16 protein-coding genes and 4 tRNA genes are annotated in these 20663 nt (G+C 55.0%); all 20 read right to left on the bottom strand.

Annotated elements, in window-relative coordinates; all coding sequences use genetic code 11:
• Window positions 1-98: 98 nt before the first annotated feature.
• The 20 genes from tuf (BK660_RS11100) to birA all read right to left on the bottom strand — a co-directional run bounded on the left by tuf (BK660_RS11100) (window position 99) and on the right by birA (window position 20520).
• Window positions 99-1292, bottom strand: coding sequence for an elongation factor Tu (tuf, locus tag BK660_RS11100; RefSeq protein WP_027924378.1), 1194 nt, complete (start codon window positions 1290-1292; stop codon window positions 99-101).
• A gap of 30 nt (window positions 1293-1322) precedes the next feature.
• The gene (gene fusA, locus BK660_RS11095) at window positions 1323-3428 is read right to left on the bottom strand and encodes an elongation factor G (protein ID WP_123433346.1); all 2106 of its coding nucleotides are present in this window, start codon (window positions 3426-3428) and stop codon (window positions 1323-1325) included.
• A gap of 30 nt (window positions 3429-3458) precedes the next feature.
• A complete protein-coding gene (gene rpsG / locus BK660_RS11090) occupies window positions 3459-3929 on the bottom strand; it encodes a 30S ribosomal protein S7 (protein ID WP_002555493.1) in 471 nt (156 codons plus the stop codon).
• A gap of 118 nt (window positions 3930-4047) precedes the next feature.
• The gene (gene rpsL, locus BK660_RS11085; RefSeq protein WP_002555494.1) at window positions 4048-4419 is read right to left on the bottom strand and encodes a 30S ribosomal protein S12; all 372 of its coding nucleotides are present in this window, start codon (window positions 4417-4419) and stop codon (window positions 4048-4050) included.
• Between the two features lie 216 nt (window positions 4420-4635).
• Complete coding sequence (gene rpoC, locus BK660_RS11080) at window positions 4636-8835, bottom strand: DNA-directed RNA polymerase subunit beta' (protein ID WP_007896632.1); 4200 nt, start codon at window positions 8833-8835, stop codon at window positions 4636-4638.
• 64 nt (window positions 8836-8899) lie between these two features.
• Complete coding sequence (gene rpoB, locus BK660_RS11075; protein WP_007946139.1) at window positions 8900-12973, bottom strand: DNA-directed RNA polymerase subunit beta; 4074 nt, start codon at window positions 12971-12973, stop codon at window positions 8900-8902.
• A 220-nt stretch (window positions 12974-13193) separates the two neighbouring features.
• Window positions 13194-13559, bottom strand: coding sequence for a 50S ribosomal protein L7/L12 (gene rplL / locus BK660_RS11070; protein ID WP_007946140.1), 366 nt, complete (start codon window positions 13557-13559; stop codon window positions 13194-13196).
• Window positions 13560-13637: 78 nt separating this feature from the next.
• Window positions 13638-14138: a 50S ribosomal protein L10 gene (gene rplJ, locus BK660_RS11065; RefSeq protein WP_007946141.1), complete on the bottom strand. Its 501-nt coding sequence runs from the start codon at window positions 14136-14138 to the stop codon at window positions 13638-13640.
• Between the two features lie 198 nt (window positions 14139-14336).
• Window positions 14337-15032 (bottom strand): 50S ribosomal protein L1, encoded by a 696-nt coding sequence (gene rplA / locus BK660_RS11060; RefSeq protein WP_123433345.1) that lies wholly within the window; start codon window positions 15030-15032, stop codon window positions 14337-14339.
• A complete protein-coding gene (rplK, locus tag BK660_RS11055; RefSeq protein WP_003176435.1) occupies window positions 15032-15463 on the bottom strand; it encodes a 50S ribosomal protein L11 in 432 nt (143 codons plus the stop codon). The genes rplA and rplK overlap by 1 nt, the downstream gene beginning before the upstream one ends.
• 117 nt (window positions 15464-15580) lie before the next feature.
• Window positions 15581-16114, bottom strand: coding sequence for a transcription termination/antitermination protein NusG (nusG, locus tag BK660_RS11050; protein WP_007896622.1), 534 nt, complete (start codon window positions 16112-16114; stop codon window positions 15581-15583).
• A 9-nt stretch (window positions 16115-16123) separates the two neighbouring features.
• Window positions 16124-16492: a preprotein translocase subunit SecE gene (secE, locus tag BK660_RS11045; protein ID WP_007896620.1), complete on the bottom strand. Its 369-nt coding sequence runs from the start codon at window positions 16490-16492 to the stop codon at window positions 16124-16126.
• A 45-nt stretch (window positions 16493-16537) separates the two neighbouring features.
• A tRNA-Trp gene (locus BK660_RS11040) sits at window positions 16538-16613 on the bottom strand.
• 53 nt (window positions 16614-16666) lie between these two features.
• Entirely contained in the window at window positions 16667-17860 is a 1194-nt protein-coding gene (gene tuf / locus BK660_RS11035; protein ID WP_027924378.1) for an elongation factor Tu, read from the bottom strand.
• Window positions 17861-17944: 84 nt separating this feature from the next.
• Window positions 17945-18020: transfer RNA gene (locus BK660_RS11030), tRNA-Thr, on the bottom strand.
• Window positions 18021-18046: 26 nt separating this feature from the next.
• Window positions 18047-18120: transfer RNA gene (locus BK660_RS11025), tRNA-Gly, on the bottom strand.
• 24 nt (window positions 18121-18144) lie between these two features.
• Window positions 18145-18229: transfer RNA gene (locus BK660_RS11020), tRNA-Tyr, on the bottom strand.
• Between the two features lie 144 nt (window positions 18230-18373).
• Window positions 18374-18814, bottom strand: a complete 441-nt coding sequence (locus BK660_RS11015) for a hypothetical protein (RefSeq protein WP_123433344.1) — start codon at window positions 18812-18814, stop codon at window positions 18374-18376.
• 7 nt (window positions 18815-18821) lie between these two features.
• Complete coding sequence (locus BK660_RS11010) at window positions 18822-19571, bottom strand: pantothenate kinase (RefSeq protein WP_123433343.1); 750 nt, start codon at window positions 19569-19571, stop codon at window positions 18822-18824.
• Complete coding sequence (birA, locus tag BK660_RS11005; protein WP_123433342.1) at window positions 19561-20520, bottom strand: bifunctional biotin--[acetyl-CoA-carboxylase] ligase/biotin operon repressor BirA; 960 nt, start codon at window positions 20518-20520, stop codon at window positions 19561-19563. The genes BK660_RS11010 and birA overlap by 11 nt, the downstream gene beginning before the upstream one ends.
• Window positions 20521-20663 lie beyond the last annotated feature (143 nt).

Genomic DNA, 20663 nt, shown 5'->3' with positions numbered 1-20663 from the left:
AATTCTATAGACGCCCCAGATAGGTGTCAACCCAATAAAAAAGGCCCCCGCTAAGCGGGGGCCTTCTCAAAAAAATCGAGCTATCTCAGAAGAGATAATTACTCGATGATTTTAGCTACAACGCCAGCACCAACGGTACGGCCGCCTTCACGGATAGCGAAGCGCAGACCGTCTTCCATTGCGATGGTTTTGATCAGGGTAACAGTCATCTGAATGTTATCGCCTGGCATTACCATTTCAACGCCTTCTGGCAATTCGCAGTTACCGGTCACGTCAGTAGTACGGAAGTAGAACTGTGGACGGTAGCCTTTGAAGAACGGAGTATGACGGCCGCCTTCTTCCTTGCTCAGAACGTAAACTTCTGCGGTGAACTTGGTGTGCGGCTTAACCGAACCCGGCTTAACCAGAACCTGGCCACGCTCAACGTCGTCACGCTTGGTGCCGCGCAGCAGCACGCCGCAGTTCTCGCCAGCACGACCTTCGTCGAGCAGCTTGCGGAACATTTCAACACCGGTGCAGGTGGTGACGGTAGTGTCACGCAGACCAACGATTTCCAGTGGATCCTGAACGCGAACGATACCGCGCTCGATACGACCAGTCACAACAGTACCGCGACCGGAGATCGAGAATACGTCTTCGATTGGCATCAGGAACGGCTTGTCGGTCAGACGAACTGGTTCTGGGATGTAGCTGTCCAGGGTTTCAACCAGTTTACGAACGGCAGTGGTGCCCATTTCGTTGTCGTCTTTACCTTCCAGAGCCATACGCGCCGAACCGATGATGATCGGAGTGTCGTCGCCTGGGAAGTCGTAAGTGCTCAGCAGATCGCGCACTTCCATCTCAACCAGTTCCAGCAGCTCAGCGTCGTCTACCAGGTCAGCCTTGTTCAGGAAAACCACGATGTACGGAACGCCTACCTGACGGGACAGCAGGATGTGCTCACGGGTTTGTGGCATCGGACCATCAGCGGCCGAGCAAACCAGGATAGCGCCGTCCATCTGGGCAGCACCGGTGATCATGTTCTTCACATAGTCAGCGTGACCTGGGCAGTCAACGTGAGCGTAGTGACGGATCTTCGAGTTGTACTCGACGTGTGCGGTGTTGATGGTGATACCACGAGCTTTTTCTTCTGGCGCGCTGTCGATTTTATCGAAATCAACGATGGCCGAACCGAATACTTCGGAGCAGACGCGAGTCAGAGCTGCAGTCAGAGTGGTTTTACCGTGGTCAACGTGACCGATGGTGCCAACGTTGACGTGCGGTAGGGAACGATCAAATTTTTCTTTAGCCACGACAATTAACTCCTTGCCTAAAGGGCTGAATCAGCCTTGTTTTTTGGTAACAGTTTCGACGATGTGCGACGGAGCTGTATTGTATTTTTTGAATTCCATAGAGTAGCTTGCGCGACCCTGGGACATGGAACGAACGTCGGTCGCATAACCGAACATCTCGCCCAGCGGAACTTCGGCGCGAATTACTTTGCCGGAGACCGTGTCTTCCATACCCAAAATCATGCCGCGACGACGGTTAAGGTCGCCCATCACGTCACCCATATAGTCTTCAGGCGTAACAACCTCTACCGCCATGATCGGCTCAAGCAACTCACCACCGCCCTTCTGGGCCAGTTGCTTGGTCGCCATGGAAGCAGCCACCTTAAACGCCATCTCGTTGGAGTCGACGTCGTGGTAAGAACCATCAAACACGGTAGCCTTCAGGCCGATCAGCGGATAGCCGGCAACAACGCCGTTCTTCATCTGCTCTTCGATACCTTTCTGGATCGCCGGGATGTATTCCTTAGGAACCACACCACCCACGACTTCGTTCACGAATTGCAGACCTTCCTGACCTTCGTCAGCAGGAGCAAAACGAATCCAGCAATGGCCGAATTGACCACGACCGCCGGATTGACGAACGAATTTGCCTTCGATTTCACAGTTCTTCGTGATGCGCTCACGATAGGAAACCTGAGGCTTACCGATGTTGGCTTCGACGTTGAACTCACGGCGCATCCGGTCAACCAGGATGTCCAGGTGCAGCTCGCCCATGCCGGAGATGATCGTTTGACCAGTCTCTTCATCGGTTTTGACGCGGAAAGATGGATCTTCCTGAGCAAGTTTGCCCAGAGCGATACCCATTTTTTCCTGGTCATCCTTGGTCTTAGGCTCTACGGCAACCGAAATAACCGGCTCCGGGAAGTCCATGCGAACCAGGATGATTGGCTTGTCAGCGTTGCACAAAGTTTCACCAGTGGTGACGTCCTTCATGCCGATCAAGGCCGCGATGTCACCAGCGCGCACTTCCTTGATTTCTTCACGGGCGTTTGCGTGCATTTGCACCATACGACCCACGCGCTCTTTCTTGCCTTTAACCGAGTTGATCACGCCGTCGCCGGAGGCCAACACGCCCGAGTAAACTCGAACAAAGGTCAAGGTACCCACGAATGGGTCGGTAGCGATCTTGAACGCCAGAGCCGAGAACGGCTCGTTGTCGTCTGCATGACGCTCCAGTTCGATAGTCTCGTCATCCGGGTCAGTACCCTTGATGGCAGGAATTTCGGAAGGAGCAGGCAGGTAGTCGATAACGGCGTCGAGAACCAGGGGAACACCCTTGTTCTTGAAGGAAGAACCGCAAACAGCCAGAACGATCTCACCAGCGATAGTACGCTGACGCAGAGCGGCCTTGATTTCCGCGTTGGTGAGTTCTTCACCTTCAAGGTACTTGTTCATCAGCTCTTCGCTGGCTTCTGCCGCGGCTTCAATCATGTTGCCGCGCCACTCGTCAGCCAGTTCCTGCAGTTCAGCAGGGATAGGCTTACGAACTGGAACCATACCTTTGTCAGCATCGTTCCAGTAAACAGCTTCCATGGACATCAGATCGATCTGACCCTGGAAGTTGTCTTCGGAACCGATAGCCAACTGGATAGGCACCGGAGTGTGACCCAGACGCTGCTTGATCTGACCGATCACGCGCAGGAAGTTCGCACCAGCACGGTCCATCTTGTTTACGTAAACAAGACGTGGAACGCCGTATTTGTTGGCTTGACGCCATACGGTTTCCGACTGAGGCTCAACACCCGAGGTGCCGCAGAACACAACGACCGCGCCGTCGAGAACACGCAGGGAACGCTCAACTTCAATAGTGAAGTCAACGTGGCCCGGGGTGTCGATGACGTTGAAACGGTATTGGTCCTTGTGCTGCTTCTCGGAACCCTGCCAGAAGGCGGTAATAGCAGCAGAAGTAATGGTAATACCACGCTCCTGCTCCTGCACCATCCAGTCTGTGGTCGCGGCGCCGTCATGCACCTCGCCCATCTTGTGGCTTTTGCCAGTGTAAAAAAGGACGCGCTCGGTGGTGGTGGTTTTACCAGCATCCACGTGAGCAACGATACCAATGTTACGGTAGCGGTTAATCGGTGTAGTACGAGCCATAAAGCCCTCGCAAAATTAGTGACGCTAAAATTAGAAGCGGTAGTGCGAGAAAGCCTTGTTGGCTTCAGCCATACGGTGCACGTCTTCACGCTTCTTAACTGCAGCACCTTTACCTTCAGCGGCGTCCAACAGTTCGCCAGCCAAACGCAGAGCCATAGACTTCTCGCCGCGCTTGCGGGCGAAGTCTACCAACCAGCGCATTGCCAGAGCGTTACGACGGGACGGACGAACTTCGACCGGAACCTGGTAAGTAGCACCGCCTACACGGCGCGACTTTACTTCGACCAGCGGAGCGATGGCGTCGAGAGCTTTCTCGAAGATTTCCAGGGGATCGCTGTTCTTGCGTTCTTTAACTTTTTCCAGCGCGCCATAAACGATACGCTCGGCAACGGCTTTCTTGCCGCTTTCCATAACGTGGTTCATGAACTTGGCCAGGATCTGGCTGCCGTACTTTGGATCGTCAAGCACTTCGCGCTTGGCTGCTACGCGTCTTCTTGGCATGGATAAGCCCTCAAACGGTCTTCAGGTTCGCTCGGAATCGGTGCCCTTGCGGGACGCCTCCGACCTTACTCTTATCGACTCAGAAAAATAGAAAATCAGTTTTTACAAAAAGCCGCTACTACTTAGGCTTCTTGGTACCGTACTTCGAACGACCCTGGTTACGACCTTTAACGCCGGAAGTATCCAAAGAACCGCGTACGGTGTGGTAACGAACACCTGGCAAGTCTTTTACACGACCGCCGCGGATCAGTACCACGCTGTGCTCTTGCAGGTTGTGGCCTTCACCGCCGATGTACGAGGAAACCTCGAAACCGTTGGTCAGACGCACACGGCATACTTTACGCAGTGCCGAGTTAGGTTTTTTCGGCGTGGTGGTATACACACGGGTGCATACGCCACGACGTTGCGGGCAGTTCTGCAGCGCAGGTACGTCGGATTTCTCGACGATACGCTTACGCGGCTGACGTACCAGCTGGTTGATAGTTGCCATCTACTAGCTCCACTGTTGTCTTGCGACGCTATTGTCTTGCAAGAAAAGCAAAATGGCAGGAACGAATTCCCGCCAAATTTAGGGGTACAAGAGTCTAAAGAGGATCTTGTCCCCAGTCAAGGCAAGGCCCCGACCTCCCCACCCATCCAACCTCGACAAATTGTCTCGATTCGATGAACGGAGCAGCCAGGGCCTTACGCTCATTTATCGCAGAACTCAGTTACCGCTAGAGTTCAGCGCTTCGGTCAGTGCAGCTTCCACTTCACTGGCGCTTACGCGCAACGGTTTGTCAGCATCACGGCGACGCTTGCGCTCGCTGTGATAAGCCAGACCGGTACCAGCCGGGATCAGACGACCCACGACCACGTTTTCTTTCAGGCCGCGCAGGTAATCGCGCTTGCCGGTTACCGCCGCTTCGGTCAGTACGCGAGTGGTTTCCTGGAAGGAAGCCGCCGAGATGAACGATTCGGTGGACAACGACGCCTTGGTGATACCCAACAGCACGCGAGTGAACTTGGAAACGAATTTCTCGTCGCCAGCCAGACGCTCGTTCTCTACCAGAACGTGAGTCAATTCCATCTGGTCGCCCTTGATGAAACTGGAATCGCCGGATTCAGCGATTTCAACTTTACGCAGCATCTGACGCAGGATGGTCTCGATGTGCTTGTCGTTGATCTTCACGCCTTGCAGACGATAAACGTCCTGGATCTCGTTCACGATGTACTTGGCCAGCGCACTCACACCCAGCAGACGCAAGATGTCGTGTGGATCGCTTGGACCGTCGGAGATAACTTCGCCGCGGTTTACCTGTTCGCCTTCGAAGACGTTCAGGTGACGCCACTTCGGAATCAGCTCTTCGTACGGATCGCTACCGTCGTTCGGGGTAATAACCAGACGGCGCTTGCCTTTGGTCTCTTTACCGAACGCGATGGTGCCGCTGACTTCAGCCAGAATCGAGGCTTCTTTCGGACGACGGGCTTCGAACAAGTCGGCAACACGCGGCAGACCACCGGTGATGTCACGGGTCTTCGAAGTCTCTTGCGGAATACGAGCGATAACATCACCGATCGCGATTTTCGCACCGTCCGCTACACCGACCAGGGCGTTAGCAGGCAGGAAGTACTGAGCAATTACGTCGGTACCCGGCAGCAAGAGATCCTTGCCGTTGTCATCAACCATCTTCACAGCAGGACGGATATCTTTACCGGCAGCTGGACGGTCTTTGGCGTCGAGTACTTCAATGTTGGTCATACCGGTCAATTCGTCAGTCTGACGCTTGATCGTGATGCCTTCTTCCATGCCCACGTAGGTCACGGTACCTTTCATTTCGGTAACGATTGGGTGAGTGTGCGGATCCCACTTGGCCACGATTGCGCCAGCGTCGACCTTGTCACCTTCTTTAACCGAAATCACAGCACCGTACGGCAGCTTGTAACGCTCGCGCTCACGACCGAAGTCATCAGCGATCGCCAGCTCACCAGAACGGGACACAGCAACCAGGCAACCATCCACTCGCTCAACGTGTTTCAGGTTATGCAGACGGACGGTACCGCCATTCTTCACCTGAACGCTATCAGCTGCAGAGGTCCGGCTTGCCGCACCACCGATGTGGAACGTACGCATGGTCAGCTGGGTACCCGGCTCACCGATGGACTGGGCAGCGATAACGCCGACCGCTTCACCGATGTTCACCTGGTGACCACGGGCCAGATCACGGCCGTAGCACTTGGCGCAAATGCCGTAGCGGGTTTCGCAGCTGATCGGCGAACGCACGATCACTTCGTCGATGCTGTTCAGCTCGATGAACTCGACCCACTTCTCGTCTACCAGCGTACCGGCAGGAACGATGATTTCTTCGGTACCTGGCTTGAACACGTCACGGGCAATAACACGACCCAATACGCGCTCACCCAACGGCTCAACAACGTCACCGCCTTCAATGTGCGGAGTCATTACCAGGCCATGTTCGGTGCCGCAATCGATCTCGGTTACTACCAGATCCTGCGCCACGTCTACCAGACGACGAGTCAGGTAACCGGAGTTCGCAGTTTTCAACGCGGTATCCGCCAAACCTTTACGAGCACCGTGAGTGGAGATGAAGTACTGAAGTACGCTCAAACCTTCACGGAAGTTCGCAGTAATCGGCGTTTCAATGATGGAACCGTCCGGCTTGGCCATCAAGCCACGCATACCGGCGAGCTGACGGATCTGCGCAGCAGAACCCCGTGCGCCCGAGTCGGCCATCATGTACATCGAGTTGAAAGATTCCTGGTCGACTTCGACGCCATGACGGTCGATGACTTTCTCTTTCGAGAGGTTGGCCATCATCGCCTTGGAAACTTCGTCGTTCGCCTTGGACCAAAGGTCGATCACTTTGTTGTACTTCTCGCCCTGGGTTACCAGGCCGGAGGCGTACTGACTTTCGATCTCTTTCACTTCGTCGGTAGCAGCACCGATGATGCGGGCTTTTTCATCGGGGATAACGAAGTCGTTAACACCGATGGAAACGCCGGAGATGGTCGAATAAGCAAAACCGGTGTACATCAACTGGTCAGCGAAGATCACGGTCTCTTTCAAACCAACCACGCGGTAGCACTGGTTGATCAGCTTGGAGATCGCCTTTTTCTTCATCGGCTGGTTGACGACGTCGTACGACAGGCCAGGTGGAACAACCTGGAACAGCAGCGCACGGCCGACGGTAGTGTCGACGATACGGGTGTTCTTGACGCTGCCACCATCACGATCGTTGACGGTTTCGTTGATCCGCACTTTGACTTTAGCGTGCAGTGCGGCTTCGCCGGCACGGAACACACGGTCAACTTCTTGCAGATCCGCGAACACACGACCTTCGCCCTTGGCGTTGATCGCTTCACGAGTCATGTAGTACAGACCCAATACAACGTCCTGCGAAGGAACGATGATTGGCTCACCGTTGGCTGGCGACAGAATGTTGTTGGTCGACATCATCAACGCACGCGCTTCCAACTGGGCTTCCAGTGTCAGCGGTACGTGCACGGCCATTTGGTCGCCGTCGAAGTCGGCGTTGTACGCAGCACAGACCAGAGGGTGCAGCTGGATAGCCTTACCTTCGATCAGTACCGGTTCAAACGCCTGGATACCCAGACGGTGAAGGGTCGGTGCACGGTTGAGGAGAACCGGGTGTTCGCGAATCACTTCAGCGAGAACGTCCCAAACTTCCGGCAGCTCGCGCTCGACCATCTTCTTGGCAGCTTTGATGGTGGTCGCGAGACCACGCATTTCCAGCTTGCCGAAAATGAACGGCTTGAACAGCTCGAGAGCCATCTTCTTCGGCAGACCGCACTGGTGCAGACGCAGGGTCGGACCTACGGTAATTACCGAACGACCGGAGTAGTCAACACGCTTACCGAGCAAGTTCTGACGGAAACGACCTTGCTTACCCTTGATCATGTCAGCCAGGGATTTCAGAGGACGCTTGTTGGAACCGGTGATAGCGCGGCCACGACGACCGTTGTCGAGCAGTGCGTCGACGGCTTCCTGCAACATACGCTTTTCGTTGCGCACGATGATGTCCGGAGCGGACAGATCAAGCAGGCGCTTCAAGCGGTTGTTACGGTTGATCACTCGACGATACAGATCGTTGAGGTCGGAAGTCGCGAAGCGACCGCCATCCAGCGGGACCAGTGGACGCAGATCTGGCGGCAGAACCGGCAGAACGGTCAGCACCATCCATTCTGGAAGGTTGCCGGAACCCTGGAAGGCTTCCATCAGCTTCAGACGCTTGGACAGCTTCTTGATTTTGGTTTCGGAGTTGGTTTGCGGAATTTCTTCACGCAGACGGCCAATCTCGTGTTCCAGGTCGATAGCGTGCAGCAGTTCGCGGACAGCTTCGGCACCCATGCGGGCATCGAAATCGTCGCCGAACTCTTCCAGCGCTTCGAAGTACTGCTCGTCGTTGAGCAGCTGACCTTTTTCAAGGGTGGTCATGCCTGGATCGATAACGACATAGCTCTCGAAGTAGAGAACTCGTTCGATATCACGCAGGGTCATGTCCATCAGCAAGCCGATACGCGACGGCAGCGATTTCAGGAACCAGATGTGGGCAACTGGCGAGGCCAGTTCGATGTGCGCCATGCGCTCACGACGAACTTTAGCCAGCGCGACTTCAACGCCGCACTTCTCGCAGATCACACCACGGTGCTTCAAGCGCTTGTACTTACCGCACAGGCACTCGTAATCCTTTACCGGGCCAAAGATCTTGGCGCAGAACAGGCCGTCACGTTCAGGTTTGAACGTACGGTAGTTGATGGTTTCCGGCTTTTTAACTTCACCGAACGACCACGAACGGATCATCTCAGGCGATGCCAATCCAATACGGATGGCGTCGAACTCTTCGACTTGACCCTGGTTTTTCAGCAAATTCAGTAGGTCTTTCAAGGCCTTTCCTCCTGGCGGAGCAGAGAGCGGGCAATCCTGCCCCGCTCTCGATTCGCGTCACGTGTTATTCGGTTTCCAGATCGATATCGATGCCGAGGGAACGAATTTCCTTGATCAACACGTTGAAAGACTCGGGCATGCCCGGCTCCATACGGTGATCGCCATCCACGATGTTTTTGTACATCTTGGTACGGCCGTTCACATCGTCCGACTTCACTGTGAGCATTTCTTGCAGAGTGTAAGCGGCACCGTAAGCTTCCAGTGCCCAGACCTCCATCTCCCCGAAACGCTGACCACCGAACTGCGCCTTACCACCCAGCGGCTGCTGGGTAACCAGGCTGTACGAACCGGTAGAACGAGCGTGCATCTTGTCGTCTACCAAGTGGTTCAGCTTCAGCATGTACATGTAGCCAACAGTAACCGGGCGCTCGAACTTGTTGCCGGTACGGCCGTCGGTCAGCTGCATCTGGCCGCTTTCTGGCAGGTCTGCCAGTTTCAGCATGGCCTTGATTTCGCTTTCCTTGGCGCCGTCGAACACTGGAGTGGCCATTGGAACACCGCCACGCAGGTTCTTCGCCAGATCCAGGATTTCCTGGTCGGAGAAGCTATCCAGATCTTCGTTACGACCGCCGATCTGGTTGTAGATCTCGTCCAGGAAGGTACGAAGCTCAGCCACTTTGCGCTGCTCTTCGATCATCCGGTTGATCTTCTCGCCCAGACCTTTGGCCGCGAGGCCGAGGTGGGTTTCAAGGATCTGACCAACGTTCATACGCGAAGGTACGCCCAACGGGTTGAGGACAACATCGACCGGGGTGCCATTGGCATCGTGCGGCATGTCTTCAACCGGCATGATCACGGAGACCACACCTTTGTTACCGTGACGACCGGCCATCTTGTCGCCCGGCTGGATGCGGCGACGGATTGCCAGGTAAACCTTGACGATTTTCAGCACGCCTGGAGCCAGGTCATCGCCCTGCTGCAGTTTGCGCTTCTTGTCTTCGAACTTGTCGTCCAGCAGACGGCGGCGATCAACGATGTAGGCCTGAGCCTTCTCGAGCTGCTCGTTCAGAGCATCTTCAGCCATGCGCAGTTTGAACCACTGACCATGCTCAAGACCGTCGAGAACTTCGTCGGTGATGTCCTGACCTTTCTTCAGACCGGCGCCGCCTTCGGCTTTGTGGCCGACCAGAGCGGAACGCAGACGTTCGAAAGTTGCGCCTTCAACGATACGGAACTCTTCGTTCAGATCCTTGCGGATCTCGTCGAGTTGAGTCTTCTCGATCGACAGTGCACGAGCATCACGCTCAACGCCGTCACGGGTGAAGACCTGTACGTCGATGACGGTACCCTTGGTGCCGGTAGGCACGCGCAGGGAGGTGTCTTTAACGTCGCTGGCTTTTTCACCGAAGATGGCACGCAACAGCTTCTCTTCCGGAGTCAGTTGGGTCTCGCCTTTCGGAGTGACCTTACCGACCAGAATGTCGCCTGCGCCAACTTCAGCACCCACGTAAACGATACCCGCTTCGTCCAGTTTGTTCAGTGCAGCTTCACCCACGTTCGGGATGTCTGCAGTGATTTCCTCTGGCCCAAGCTTGGTGTCACGTGCCACACAGGTCAGTTCCTGAATGTGGATCGTGGTGAAGCGATCTTCCTGAACCACACGCTCGGACAGGCAGATGGAGTCTTCGAAGTTGAAGCCGTTCCATGCCATGAACGCGATGCGCATGTTCTGACCCAGAGCCAGTTCACCCATGTCGGTGGACGGACCGTCAGCCATGATGTCGCTGCGCTGAACCCGATCACCTTTACGTACCAGCGGACGCTGGTTGATGCAGGTGTTCTGGTTGGAGCGGGTGTACTTGGTCAGGTTGTAGATGTCGACACCAGCTTCACCGGTTTCAACTTCATCATCAGCAACTCGAACCACGATACGGCTGGCGTCGACGGAATCGATAACGCCGCCACGACGAGCCACGACGCAAACGCCGGAGTCACGGGCTACGTTACGCTCCATGCCGGTACCGACCAGCGGCTTGTCAGCGCGCAGGGTTGGTACAGCTTGACGCTGCATGTTCGAACCCATCAACGCACGGTTGGCGTCGTCGTGCTCGAGGAACGGGATCAGCGACGCAGCAACCGAAACTACCTGCTTCGGCGATACGTCCATCAAGGTGACGTCTTCCGGCGCCTTGACGGTGAACTCGTTCAAGTGACGAACAGCTACCAGTTCGTCGATCAGGACTTTCTTGTCGTTCATCGTGGCCGAAGCCTGAGCGATCACGTGATCAGCTTCTTCGATGGCGGACAGGAACACGATCTCGTCGGTGACCAGAGCGTCTTTCACCACACGGTACGGGCTCTCGAGGAAGCCGTACTGGTTAGTGCGAGCATAAGCGGCCAGGGAGTTGATCAGACCGATGTTCGGCCCTTCCGGCGTTTCAATCGGGCATACACGACCGTAGTGAGTCGGGTGTACGTCACGCACTTCAAAGCCAGCACGCTCACGAGTCAAACCGCCAGGGCCGAGTGCAGAAACACGGCGCTTGTGGGTGATCTCGGACAGCGGGTTGTTCTGGTCCATGAACTGGGACAGCTGGCTGGAACCGAAGAACTCTTTCACCGCCGCAGCCACTGGCTTGGCGTTGATCAGGTCTTGCGGCATCAGGCCTTCGCTTTCAGCCATCGACAGACGCTCTTTGACCGCACGCTCAACACGTACCAGGCCAACGCGGAACTGGTTCTCGGCCATTTCGCCTACGCAGCGAACACGACGGTTACCCAAGTGGTCGATGTCATCGACGATGCCTTTGCCGTTACGGATGTCGACCAGAGTCTTCAGTACCGCGACGATGTCTTCTTTGCACAGCACACCCGAACCTTCGATCTCGGTACGACCGATACGACGGTTGAACTTCATCCGGCCGACCGCAGACAGGTCATAGCGCTCAGGGCTGAAGAACAGGTTGTTGAACAGAGTCTCGGCGGCGTCTTTGGTTGGCGGCTCGCCTGGACGCATCATGCGATAGATCTCGACCAGCGCTTCCAATTGGTTGCTGGTGGAGTCGATCTTCAGTGTGTCGGAGACGAACGGACCGCAGTCGATATCGTTGGTGTACAGAGTTTCGATGCGAACAACCTGAGCCTTGGCGATTTTGGCCAGGATCTCGGTGTTCAGCTCGGTGTTGCACTCTGCCAGGATCTCGCCGGTTGCCGGATGCACGATGGCCTTGGCGGTAGTGCGGCCCAGGACGTAGTCCAGAGGCACTTCCAGGGTCTTGAGACCGGCTTTTTCGATCTGGTTGATGTGGCGCGCAGTAATACGGCGACCAGCCTCAACAATGACCTTGCCCTTCTCGTCCTGAATATCAAGAACAGCGATTTCACCACGCAGACGCGAAGCAATCAGTTCCAGACTGAGGGTTTCGCCGCTCAGGTGGAAAACGTTGGTGGTGTAGAACGCGTCCAGCACTTCTTCAGTGGTATAGCCCAGCGCGCGCAGCAATACCGATGCAGGCAGCTTGCGACGACGGTCGATACGCACAAACACGCAGTCTTTCGGATCGAACTCGAAGTCCAACCACGAACCACGGTAAGGAATGATGCGCGCGGAGTACAGCAGTTTGCCGGAGCTGTGCGTCTTGCCACGGTCGTGGTCGAAGAACACGCCCGGGGAACGGTGCAGCTGGGAAACGATTACACGCTCGGTACCGTTGATTACGAAGGTACCGTTCTCAGTCATCAGGGGGATTTCACCCATGTAGACTTCTTGCTCTTTAATGTCCTTGATCGCTTTGTTCGACGATTCTTTGTCGAAAATGATCAGGCGCACTTTTACCCGCAAAGGTACGGCGTAAGTTACACCGCGCAATACGCATTCTTTGACATCAAATGCCGGTTCGCCCAGGCGATAACCGACGTACTCCAGCGCAGCATTGCCGGAGTAGCTGATGATCGGGAAAACGGATTTGAAGGCCGCATGCAGGCCCACGTCGCGGAACTGATCTTTAGTCGCTCCCGCTTGCAAGAATTCACGATACGAATCCAGCTGGATGGCCAGGAGGTACGGCACATCCATGACGTCCGGCAACTTGCTAAAGTCCTTGCGGATACGTTTTTTCTCAGTATATGAGTAAGCCATCAGCGTTCCCCAGCTTGGTCACCTGCTTGTTTGGCCCCTCCCGACGGGAGCAGCCAGAAAATCGTGCAAACCCCATGGTTTGCGCCACCACATCGGGTGGTTACAGCTCGTTATCAGCACCGACCCAGTCGGCTGCCAATAACGGAAAAAGGCCGGTGGCAAGAGCCACCAGCCATCAGCCTTTCGCTTTACGCTCGGGCTGGAGGAGCAAAGTCGATGCTTACTTCAGCTCGACTTTAGCGCCTGCTTCTTCCAGAGTAGCTTTGGCTTTGTCACCGGCATCTTTCGAAACGGCTTCCAGAACCATGGCAGGAGCGCCGTCAACTACAGCCTTGGCTTCTTTCAGGCCCAGACCGGTCAGTTCACGTACTGCCTTGATCACGTTAACTTTCTTCTCGCCAGCTTCCAGCAGCATGACGTTGAATTCGGTTTGCTCTTCAACAACAGCGGCAGCAGCAGCTGGACCAGCCGATGCAGCAGCAGCGGAAACGCCGAATTTTTCTTCGAAAGCTTTGATCAGCTCAACAACCTGCAGAACCGACATTTCAGCTACGGCGTTGAGGATATCTTCTTGGGAGATAGACATTACTGTATTTCCTGAATTGGGGGACGGCCTACGCGGCCATCGAAATAAACAAAAATACGCGAGAGGAGATGCTCAGCCTTAGGCTGCAGCAGCTTCTTTTTGCTCGCGAACTGCAGCCAGAATACGAGCCAACTTGCTGGTAGCGCCTTGAATCACGCTCATCAGCTGAGAAATTGCTTCGTCACGGGTCGGCAGTGTTGCCAGTACGTCGATTTGGTTAGCTGCGAGGAACTTGCCCTCGAACGCAGCTGCCTTGATCTCGAACTTATCCTGACTCTTGGCGAATTCCTTGAACAAACGGGCAGCAGCGCCTGGATGATCCTTGGAGAACGCGATCAGAGTCGGGCCGGTGAACACGTCGTTGAGGACACTGTATTCAGTGTCAGCAACAGCGCGCTTGAGCAGGGTGTTACGTACAACACGTACATAAACGCCAGCTTCACGAGCCTCTTTACGGAGTCCGGTCATCGCGCCTACTGTTACGCCACGGGCATCAGCCACGACAGCGGACAGAGCGACTTTGGCAGCCTCGTTGACTTCAGCGACGATGGCCTTCTTGTCTTCGAGATTAATTGCCACGGGTTTAACTCCTGCTTGTTACCGTTTCATCTGGCCGAAGCCGGATGTCGTTTTGGTGTCTGATTCGGTAAGGAACCGGGAGCACCATCTGCGTAGGCTTGAGGTTTAAGACTTGCGTCGCCTACGGTCTTGGATAGCCCCCGCCAGGCAGGGACCCCAATCTTTCAATTGGCGCGATCGCTCGCGCCAACCTTTGTCTTACGCGTCGAGCGAGCTTTGGTCGATGACCAGACCTGGGCCCATAGTGGTGCTCAGGGTAACGCGCTTGACGTAAATGCCTTTCGAGGAAGCTGGCTTGATACGCTTCAGATCAGCGATCAGGGCTTCAACGTTTTCCTTCAGCTTGACGGCTTCGAAGCCGATCTTGCCAACGGAAGTGTGGATGATGCCGTTTTTGTCGGTGCGATAACGAACCTGACCAGCCTTGGCGTTTTTAACCGCGGTAGCTACGTCTGGAGTTACGGTGCCGACTTTAGGGTTAGGCATCAGGCCGCGTGGACCAAGGATCTGACCCAACTGACCAACAACGCGCATTGCATCCGGGGATGCGATAACTACGTCATAGTTCAGGTCGCCGCCTTTCATTTCGGCAGCCAGGTCGTCCATACCTACACGGTCAGCGCCGGCAGCCAGAGCGGCCTCAGCAGCTGGACCCTGGGTGAACACAGCAACGCGAACGGTCTTGCCAGTGCCGTGTGGCAGCACAGTAGCGCTACGAACAACCTGGTCAGATTTACGCGGGTCAACACCCAGGTTAACAGCAACGTCGAACGACTCGCTGAACTTGACAGTCGACAGCTCAGCCAGCAGAGCAGCAGCGTCTACAAAGTTGTAGGACTTGCCTGCTTCGATTTTGCCGGCGATAGCCTTTTGACGCTTGGTCAACTTAGCCATTACACACCCTCCACGTTAAGGCCCATGCTACGAGCAGAACCGGCGATAGTACGCACGGCTGCATCCATATCAGCTGCAGTCAGATCCGCGTTTTTGGTTTTCGCGATTTCTTCCAGCTGAGCACGGGTCACGGTGCCAACCTTAACGGTGTTCGGACGAGCGGAGCCGCTAGTCAGACCAGCAGCCTTCTTCAGCAGAACCGAAGCAGGGGTGGACTTGGTTTCAAAAGTGAAGCTACGGTCGCTGTAGACAGTGATGATCACTGGAGTCGGCAGACCTGGCTCAAGACCCTGAGTACGGGCGTTGAAGGCCTTGCAGAATTCCATGATGTTCACGCCGTGCTGACCCAGAGCAGGACCAACAGGTGGGCTTGGGTTAGCCTGAGCGGCCTTCACTTGCAGCTTGATGTAAGCGGTAATTTTCTTGGCCATGAGGCACTCCAATTACGGGTTCAAACGCCTCGAAAGGCTCCCCGGTTACTTGCGCGTTTATCCCAGTGACGACAAAACCCCACAGCCTAGGGCTGCGGGGTTGGGATGCTTGCCCAGCTAGACTTTTTCGACCTGGCTGAACTCTAGCTCTACCGGGGTAGAGCGACCGAAAATGAGCACTGCCACTTGGATCCGGCTCTTCTCGTAGTTAACTTCTTCGACCGTGCCAGTAAAATCAGCAAACGGCCCGTCATTGACGCGTACCGACTCACCTGGCTCGAACAATGTCTTCGGCTTCGGCTTGTCGCTACCATCAGCAACGCGACGCAGAATTGCTTCTGCCTCTTTATCTGTGATTGGCGCAGGCTTGTCGGCAGTACCGCCAATGAAGCCCATCACCCGAGGTGTATCCTTGACCAAGTGCCAAGTACCCTCGTTCATATCCATCTGTACCAGCACGTAACCTGGGAAGAACTTGCGTTCGCTTTTGCGCTTCTGGCCATTACGCATTTCAACCACTTCTTCAGTGGGAACCAGAATTTCGCCGAAGCCATCTTCCATGCCAGCCAGCTTTACGCGCTCTACCAACGAGCGCATGACATGCTTCTCGTAACCGGAGTAAGCATGCACAACGTACCAACGCTTAGCCACGGGACACCCTTAGCCGACAATCAAGGAAACAAGCCAGCCGAGGAGGGAATCAAGCCCCCACAACAGCAACGCCATAACCAGGACAACAGCCACAACAATCAACGTGGTCTGCGTGGTTTCTTGGCGAGTTGGCCATACGACTTTACGAATCTCGGTGCGAGCTTCCTTAACCAGTACAAAGAAAGACTTGCCCTTGACTGTCTGCAGGCCTACAAAGGCAGCTACAGCAGCAATGACGAGCAGTGCAAGTACGCGGTACAGGATCGGCGAAGCAGAGTAATACTGATTGCCAACAACGCCAACAACCACCAAAGCGACTACTACTAGCCACTTGAGCAGATCGAAGCGAGAGCCTTGAGCTTCAGCTTTAGGAGTCATCTATGAAGATCCTGTGAAAAGAAAGCCAGACACACCAAGTGAATCTGGCAGGTCAGGAGGGAATCGAACCCCCAACCTACGGTTTTGGAGACCGTCGCTCTGCCAATTGAGCTACTGACCTAAAACAAAATCAGGCCGACCATTATGCCGGCCCGAAAAAGACATTACAACAATTTACTCGATGATTTTGGCTACGACACCAGCGCCGACGGTACGACCGCCTTCACGGATAGCGAAACGCAGGCCATCTTCCATCGCGATGGTTTTGATCAGGGTAACAGTCATCTGAATGTTATCGCCTGGCATTACCATTTCAACGCCTTCTGGCAATTCGCAGTTACCGGTCACGTCAGTAGTACGGAAGTAGAACTGTGGACGGTAGCCTTTGAAGAACGGAGTATGACGGCCGCCTTCTTCCTTGCTCAGAACGTAAACTTCTGCGGTGAACTTGGTGTGCGGCTTAACCGAACCCGGCTTAACCAGAACCTGGCCACGCTCAACGTCGTCACGCTTGGTGCCGCGCAGCAGCACGCCGCAGTTCTCGCCAGCACGACCTTCGTCGAGCAGCTTGCGGAACATTTCAACACCGGTGCAGGTGGTGACGGTAGTGTCACGCAGACCAACGATTTCTAGTGGATCCTGAACGCGAACGATACCGCGCTCGATACGACCAGTCACAACAGTACCGCGACCGGAGATCGAGAATACGTCTTCGATTGGCATCAGGAACGGCTTGTCGGTCAGACGAACTGGTTCTGGGATGTAGCTGTCCAGGGTTTCAACCAGTTTACGAACGGCAGTGGTGCCCATTTCGTTGTCGTCTTTACCTTCCAGAGCCATACGCGCCGAACCGATGATGATCGGAGTGTCGTCGCCTGGGAAGTCGTAAGTGCTCAGAAGATCGCGCACTTCCATCTCAACCAGCTCCAGCAGCTCAGCGTCGTCTACCAGGTCAGCCTTGTTCAGGAAAACCACGATGTACGGAACGCCAACCTGACGGGACAGCAGGATGTGCTCACGGGTTTGCGGCATCGGACCATCAGCGGCCGAGCAAACCAGGATAGCGCCGTCCATCTGGGCAGCACCGGTGATCATGTTCTTCACATAGTCAGCGTGACCTGGGCAGTCAACGTGAGCGTAGTGACGGATCTTCGAGTTGTACTCGACGTGTGCGGTGTTGATGGTGATACCACGAGCTTTTTCTTCTGGCGCGCTGTCGATTTTATCGAAATCAACGATGGCCGAACCGAAAACCTCGGAGCAAACACGAGTCAGAGCTGCAGTCAGCGTAGTCTTACCATGGTCAACGTGACCGATAGTACCAACGTTAACGTGCGGCAGCGAACGATCGAACTTTTCCTTAGCCATCGAAACAACCCCCAACAAAAGAATTGAGCAAGCAATATCAACCATTAAAACAAAGGCAGATATTTTCATATCTGCCTTGTTATATGGAGCTCTTGAGCGGATTTGAACCGCTGACCTCACCCTTACCAAGGGTGTGCTCTACCAACTGAGCTACAAGAGCGTAACACTTTGCAGGATCTGCAAACTTGGAGCGGGTAGCGGGAATCGAACCCGCATCATCAGCTTGGAAGGCTGAGGTTCTACCACTAAACTATACCCGCGGAGCTTGCAGCTCTCGCTAAAAATGGTGGAGGGGGAAGGATTCGAACCTTCGAAGTCGTAGACGTCAGATTTACAGTCTGATCCCTTTGGCCGCTCGGGAACCCCTCCTAAGCGAGCCGGCATTCTACATCATGCCAGCCTTCTGTCAAGCATTTTTCTCATTAAAAACCTGAGGTTAGCTGCGTTGACACCGCTTTCGCACTGCAGACCGCTAAAGGTCTTCACTGCGAAGCGGGCGCCATTCTATGCAAACTATTCAGCCGGTGCAACCCCCTCACACGGCATTATTTTATGTTTTAACTCATTGAATTCTTTAGAAAGGTTTAACAGCTGCAAATCATCCAACAAACGCTGGCTTTCGGGGGCGACGCGCACCCAATAACCAGACGACTCGACGGCATCTTTCGGCAAGGACTGATACTTGACGCCTATCTCTCCCAGTCGGCGCCCAGCCACCAGGACTGTCTCCTGACGAGCAAAGCCCCCCAAATAGAGACAACCATTACCCGCCTCTGCGGGTTTTCCTTTATCTCGAGTCGTATCAGCCGCCTCGCTTAACAAGCGAATATCCTGTTGCGCCCCCCGGTACAAGCTCAAAGGCGTTACATCTTTCGCCCGCAGCGGGGCCTCTTGTTGATGCCAAATGTAATAAAAGACGTTGAGTACGAGCAGCAAGAGGAACAACCAGCGCATAAAAACCTCAGGACAATGGACACGCCATCGCTAAACCTACAAAAATCAGGTCTGGAACCAGCCTGGCTTCGGGCACGATTCCGGAAACCAGCGGCGCATCGCCCCCGGTAAGGAACACAACAAACTCATCCCCCCAGTAACTACGCGCCAACTCCAACTGAGTCAGGACAAACCCCCTCAGCATAAGAGAGCACCCTCGCTCCACCGCTTCGACGGTTGTACGACCAGGAGCGAGACTTTCGAGCGCTCGCTCGGCAGCCAAGTCACCGTATCGAATTTTGCGAGTATGGGTTCGCAACTGGTTGCGCATTAAGGGCATCCCGGGGCAGATAAAGCCACCGAGGTGCTCCCCGTCCGCAGCAATGAAGTCGGCCGTCACAGCGGTACCGAAATCAAGCACCAAGCACGCGCCGGAAGCCAAATGAAACCCTCCGAGCATTGCGAGCCAGCGATCGAGACCCAGCCGCTCAAACTCGTCATACCCGTTGCGCACCCCGGCCATTTCGCGAGCTGGTGTCGCGCATACCACCGACACACCAAAAGCTTGCATCAATATAGAAGCTAAAGCGGCGGTTTCTTCAGTCGTTCTAACACTGACCAACCGACAATGCTTAAGTGCGAGCCCATCTAGCTTGCTCAAACCCTCCAACAAAGCATCATCTGAATCAACCACACCCTCACGGAACACCCGCCTGACATCTGCACATAGCACACGCCATTTGATAAAACTGTTTCCACAGTCGAGCTCAAGAATCATCGCGCAACCTCAGACTGAGCTCACCACCACTAAAGACTTTTTCAACGCCATTTACTTTCAAGCGCAAAGCCCCCTGACTGTCGATACCCAACACCTCACCATCTATCTGGCTTACGCCGGCAATCAAAGACACTGCCCGCCCCTGCCAAATATGGTTTTGCTCCCACTCCGACTGAATAGAGGAAAATCCGTCAAGCTGGTGACGAGCCAGGTATTCCTGGAGCACCAAGCCTAGTTTCGAAACCAAGTGATTGCGATCAAACGCCCTGCCCGACTCAAGACGCATTGACGTCCATAACTGATCAACCTCTTCAGTCATCTGCATATTGACGTTAATTCCAACACCCAACACCACGTGGCAGACATCCGCAGGATCACCCACCAATTCGAGCAATATCCCGGCGATCTTTTTCTGCCCCACCAAAACATCGTTGGGCCATTTTAACCCCACCCCCGGAACTCCGAGCGCTCGCAATGTCTGCATGACCGCAAGACCGACGACGAGACTCAACCCCTCGAGCTGCCGCATCCCACCGTCAATGCGCAACACCAGGCTGTAATAGACGTTTTCTGCGAAAGGGCTGACCCATTTGCGCCCCCGCCGCCCGCGACCGGCCGTCTGGCGCTCGGCAAGCACCAAAAATGGTGCGGCCTGACCGCGCTCGATAGCGCGCAAGGCTTCAGCGTTGGTAGAGTCTATTGAGTCGAAGAGCAAAATTGGCCAGCCACAAGCAGGCGCCTCGTCCGTTATGGCGACAGCATCCAGTAGCGTCAACGGTGCAGCCAGCTGATATCCGCGGCCGCGCACCTTATGAACTGACAAGCCAAGCTCAGCCTCTAGATGCTGAAGCTGCTTCCACACCGCACTACGACTGATCCCCAGTGCAGCGCCCAGGGTCTGGCCCGAATGGAACCGGCCATCTTTAAGAAGCTTTAACAACGTCAGCATGCAAGTCTCGCCTCACAATGAGGCCCGCATGATAGCCATGCCCCGAGCCGTTGCATAGAAACCCGACAAGACGGATTTCCCGCGGACAAAACAAAACCCCTACCTGCATACGCAGATAGGGGTTTCGGAATTTAATCTTGACG

Origin of the sequence: Pseudomonas brassicacearum (genome assembly GCF_003732265.1) — a bacterium.
Taxonomy (GTDB): Bacteria; Pseudomonadota; Gammaproteobacteria; order Pseudomonadales; family Pseudomonadaceae; genus Aquipseudomonas; species Aquipseudomonas brassicacearum_D.
Note: the sequence above shows the minus strand (reverse complement) of the source record. Positions and strands in the feature narration are given on the sequence as shown.

Excerpts from the sequence above, each read along its gene's own strand:
- rpsL (WP_002555494.1), bottom strand. The coding sequence starts at position 4,419 with ATGGCAACTATCAACCAGCTGGTACGTCAGCCGCGTAAGCGTATCGTC.
- rplK (WP_003176435.1), bottom strand. The coding sequence starts at position 15,463 with ATGGCCAAGAAAATTACCGCTTACATCAAGCTGCAAGTGAAGGCCGCT.
- rplL (WP_007946140.1), bottom strand. The coding sequence starts at position 13,559 with ATGTCTATCTCCCAAGAAGATATCCTCAACGCCGTAGCTGAAATGTCG.
- tuf (WP_027924378.1), bottom strand. The coding sequence starts at position 17,860 with ATGGCTAAGGAAAAGTTCGATCGTTCGCTGCCGCACGTTAACGTTGGT.
- rplA (WP_123433345.1), bottom strand. The coding sequence starts at position 15,032 with ATGGCTAAGTTGACCAAGCGTCAAAAGGCTATCGCCGGCAAAATCGAA.
- secE (WP_007896620.1), bottom strand. The coding sequence starts at position 16,492 with ATGACTCCTAAAGCTGAAGCTCAAGGCTCTCGCTTCGATCTGCTCAAG.
- BK660_RS11010 (WP_123433343.1), bottom strand. The coding sequence starts at position 19,571 with ATGATTCTTGAGCTCGACTGTGGAAACAGTTTTATCAAATGGCGTGTG.
- rpsG (WP_002555493.1), bottom strand. The coding sequence starts at position 3,929 with ATGCCAAGAAGACGCGTAGCAGCCAAGCGCGAAGTGCTTGACGATCCA.
- birA (WP_123433342.1), bottom strand. The coding sequence starts at position 20,520 with ATGCTGACGTTGTTAAAGCTTCTTAAAGATGGCCGGTTCCATTCGGGC.
- BK660_RS11015 (WP_123433344.1), bottom strand. The coding sequence starts at position 18,814 with ATGCGCTGGTTGTTCCTCTTGCTGCTCGTACTCAACGTCTTTTATTAC.
- fusA (WP_123433346.1), bottom strand. The coding sequence starts at position 3,428 with ATGGCTCGTACTACACCGATTAACCGCTACCGTAACATTGGTATCGTT.
- rpoB (WP_007946139.1), bottom strand. The coding sequence starts at position 12,973 with ATGGCTTACTCATATACTGAGAAAAAACGTATCCGCAAGGACTTTAGC.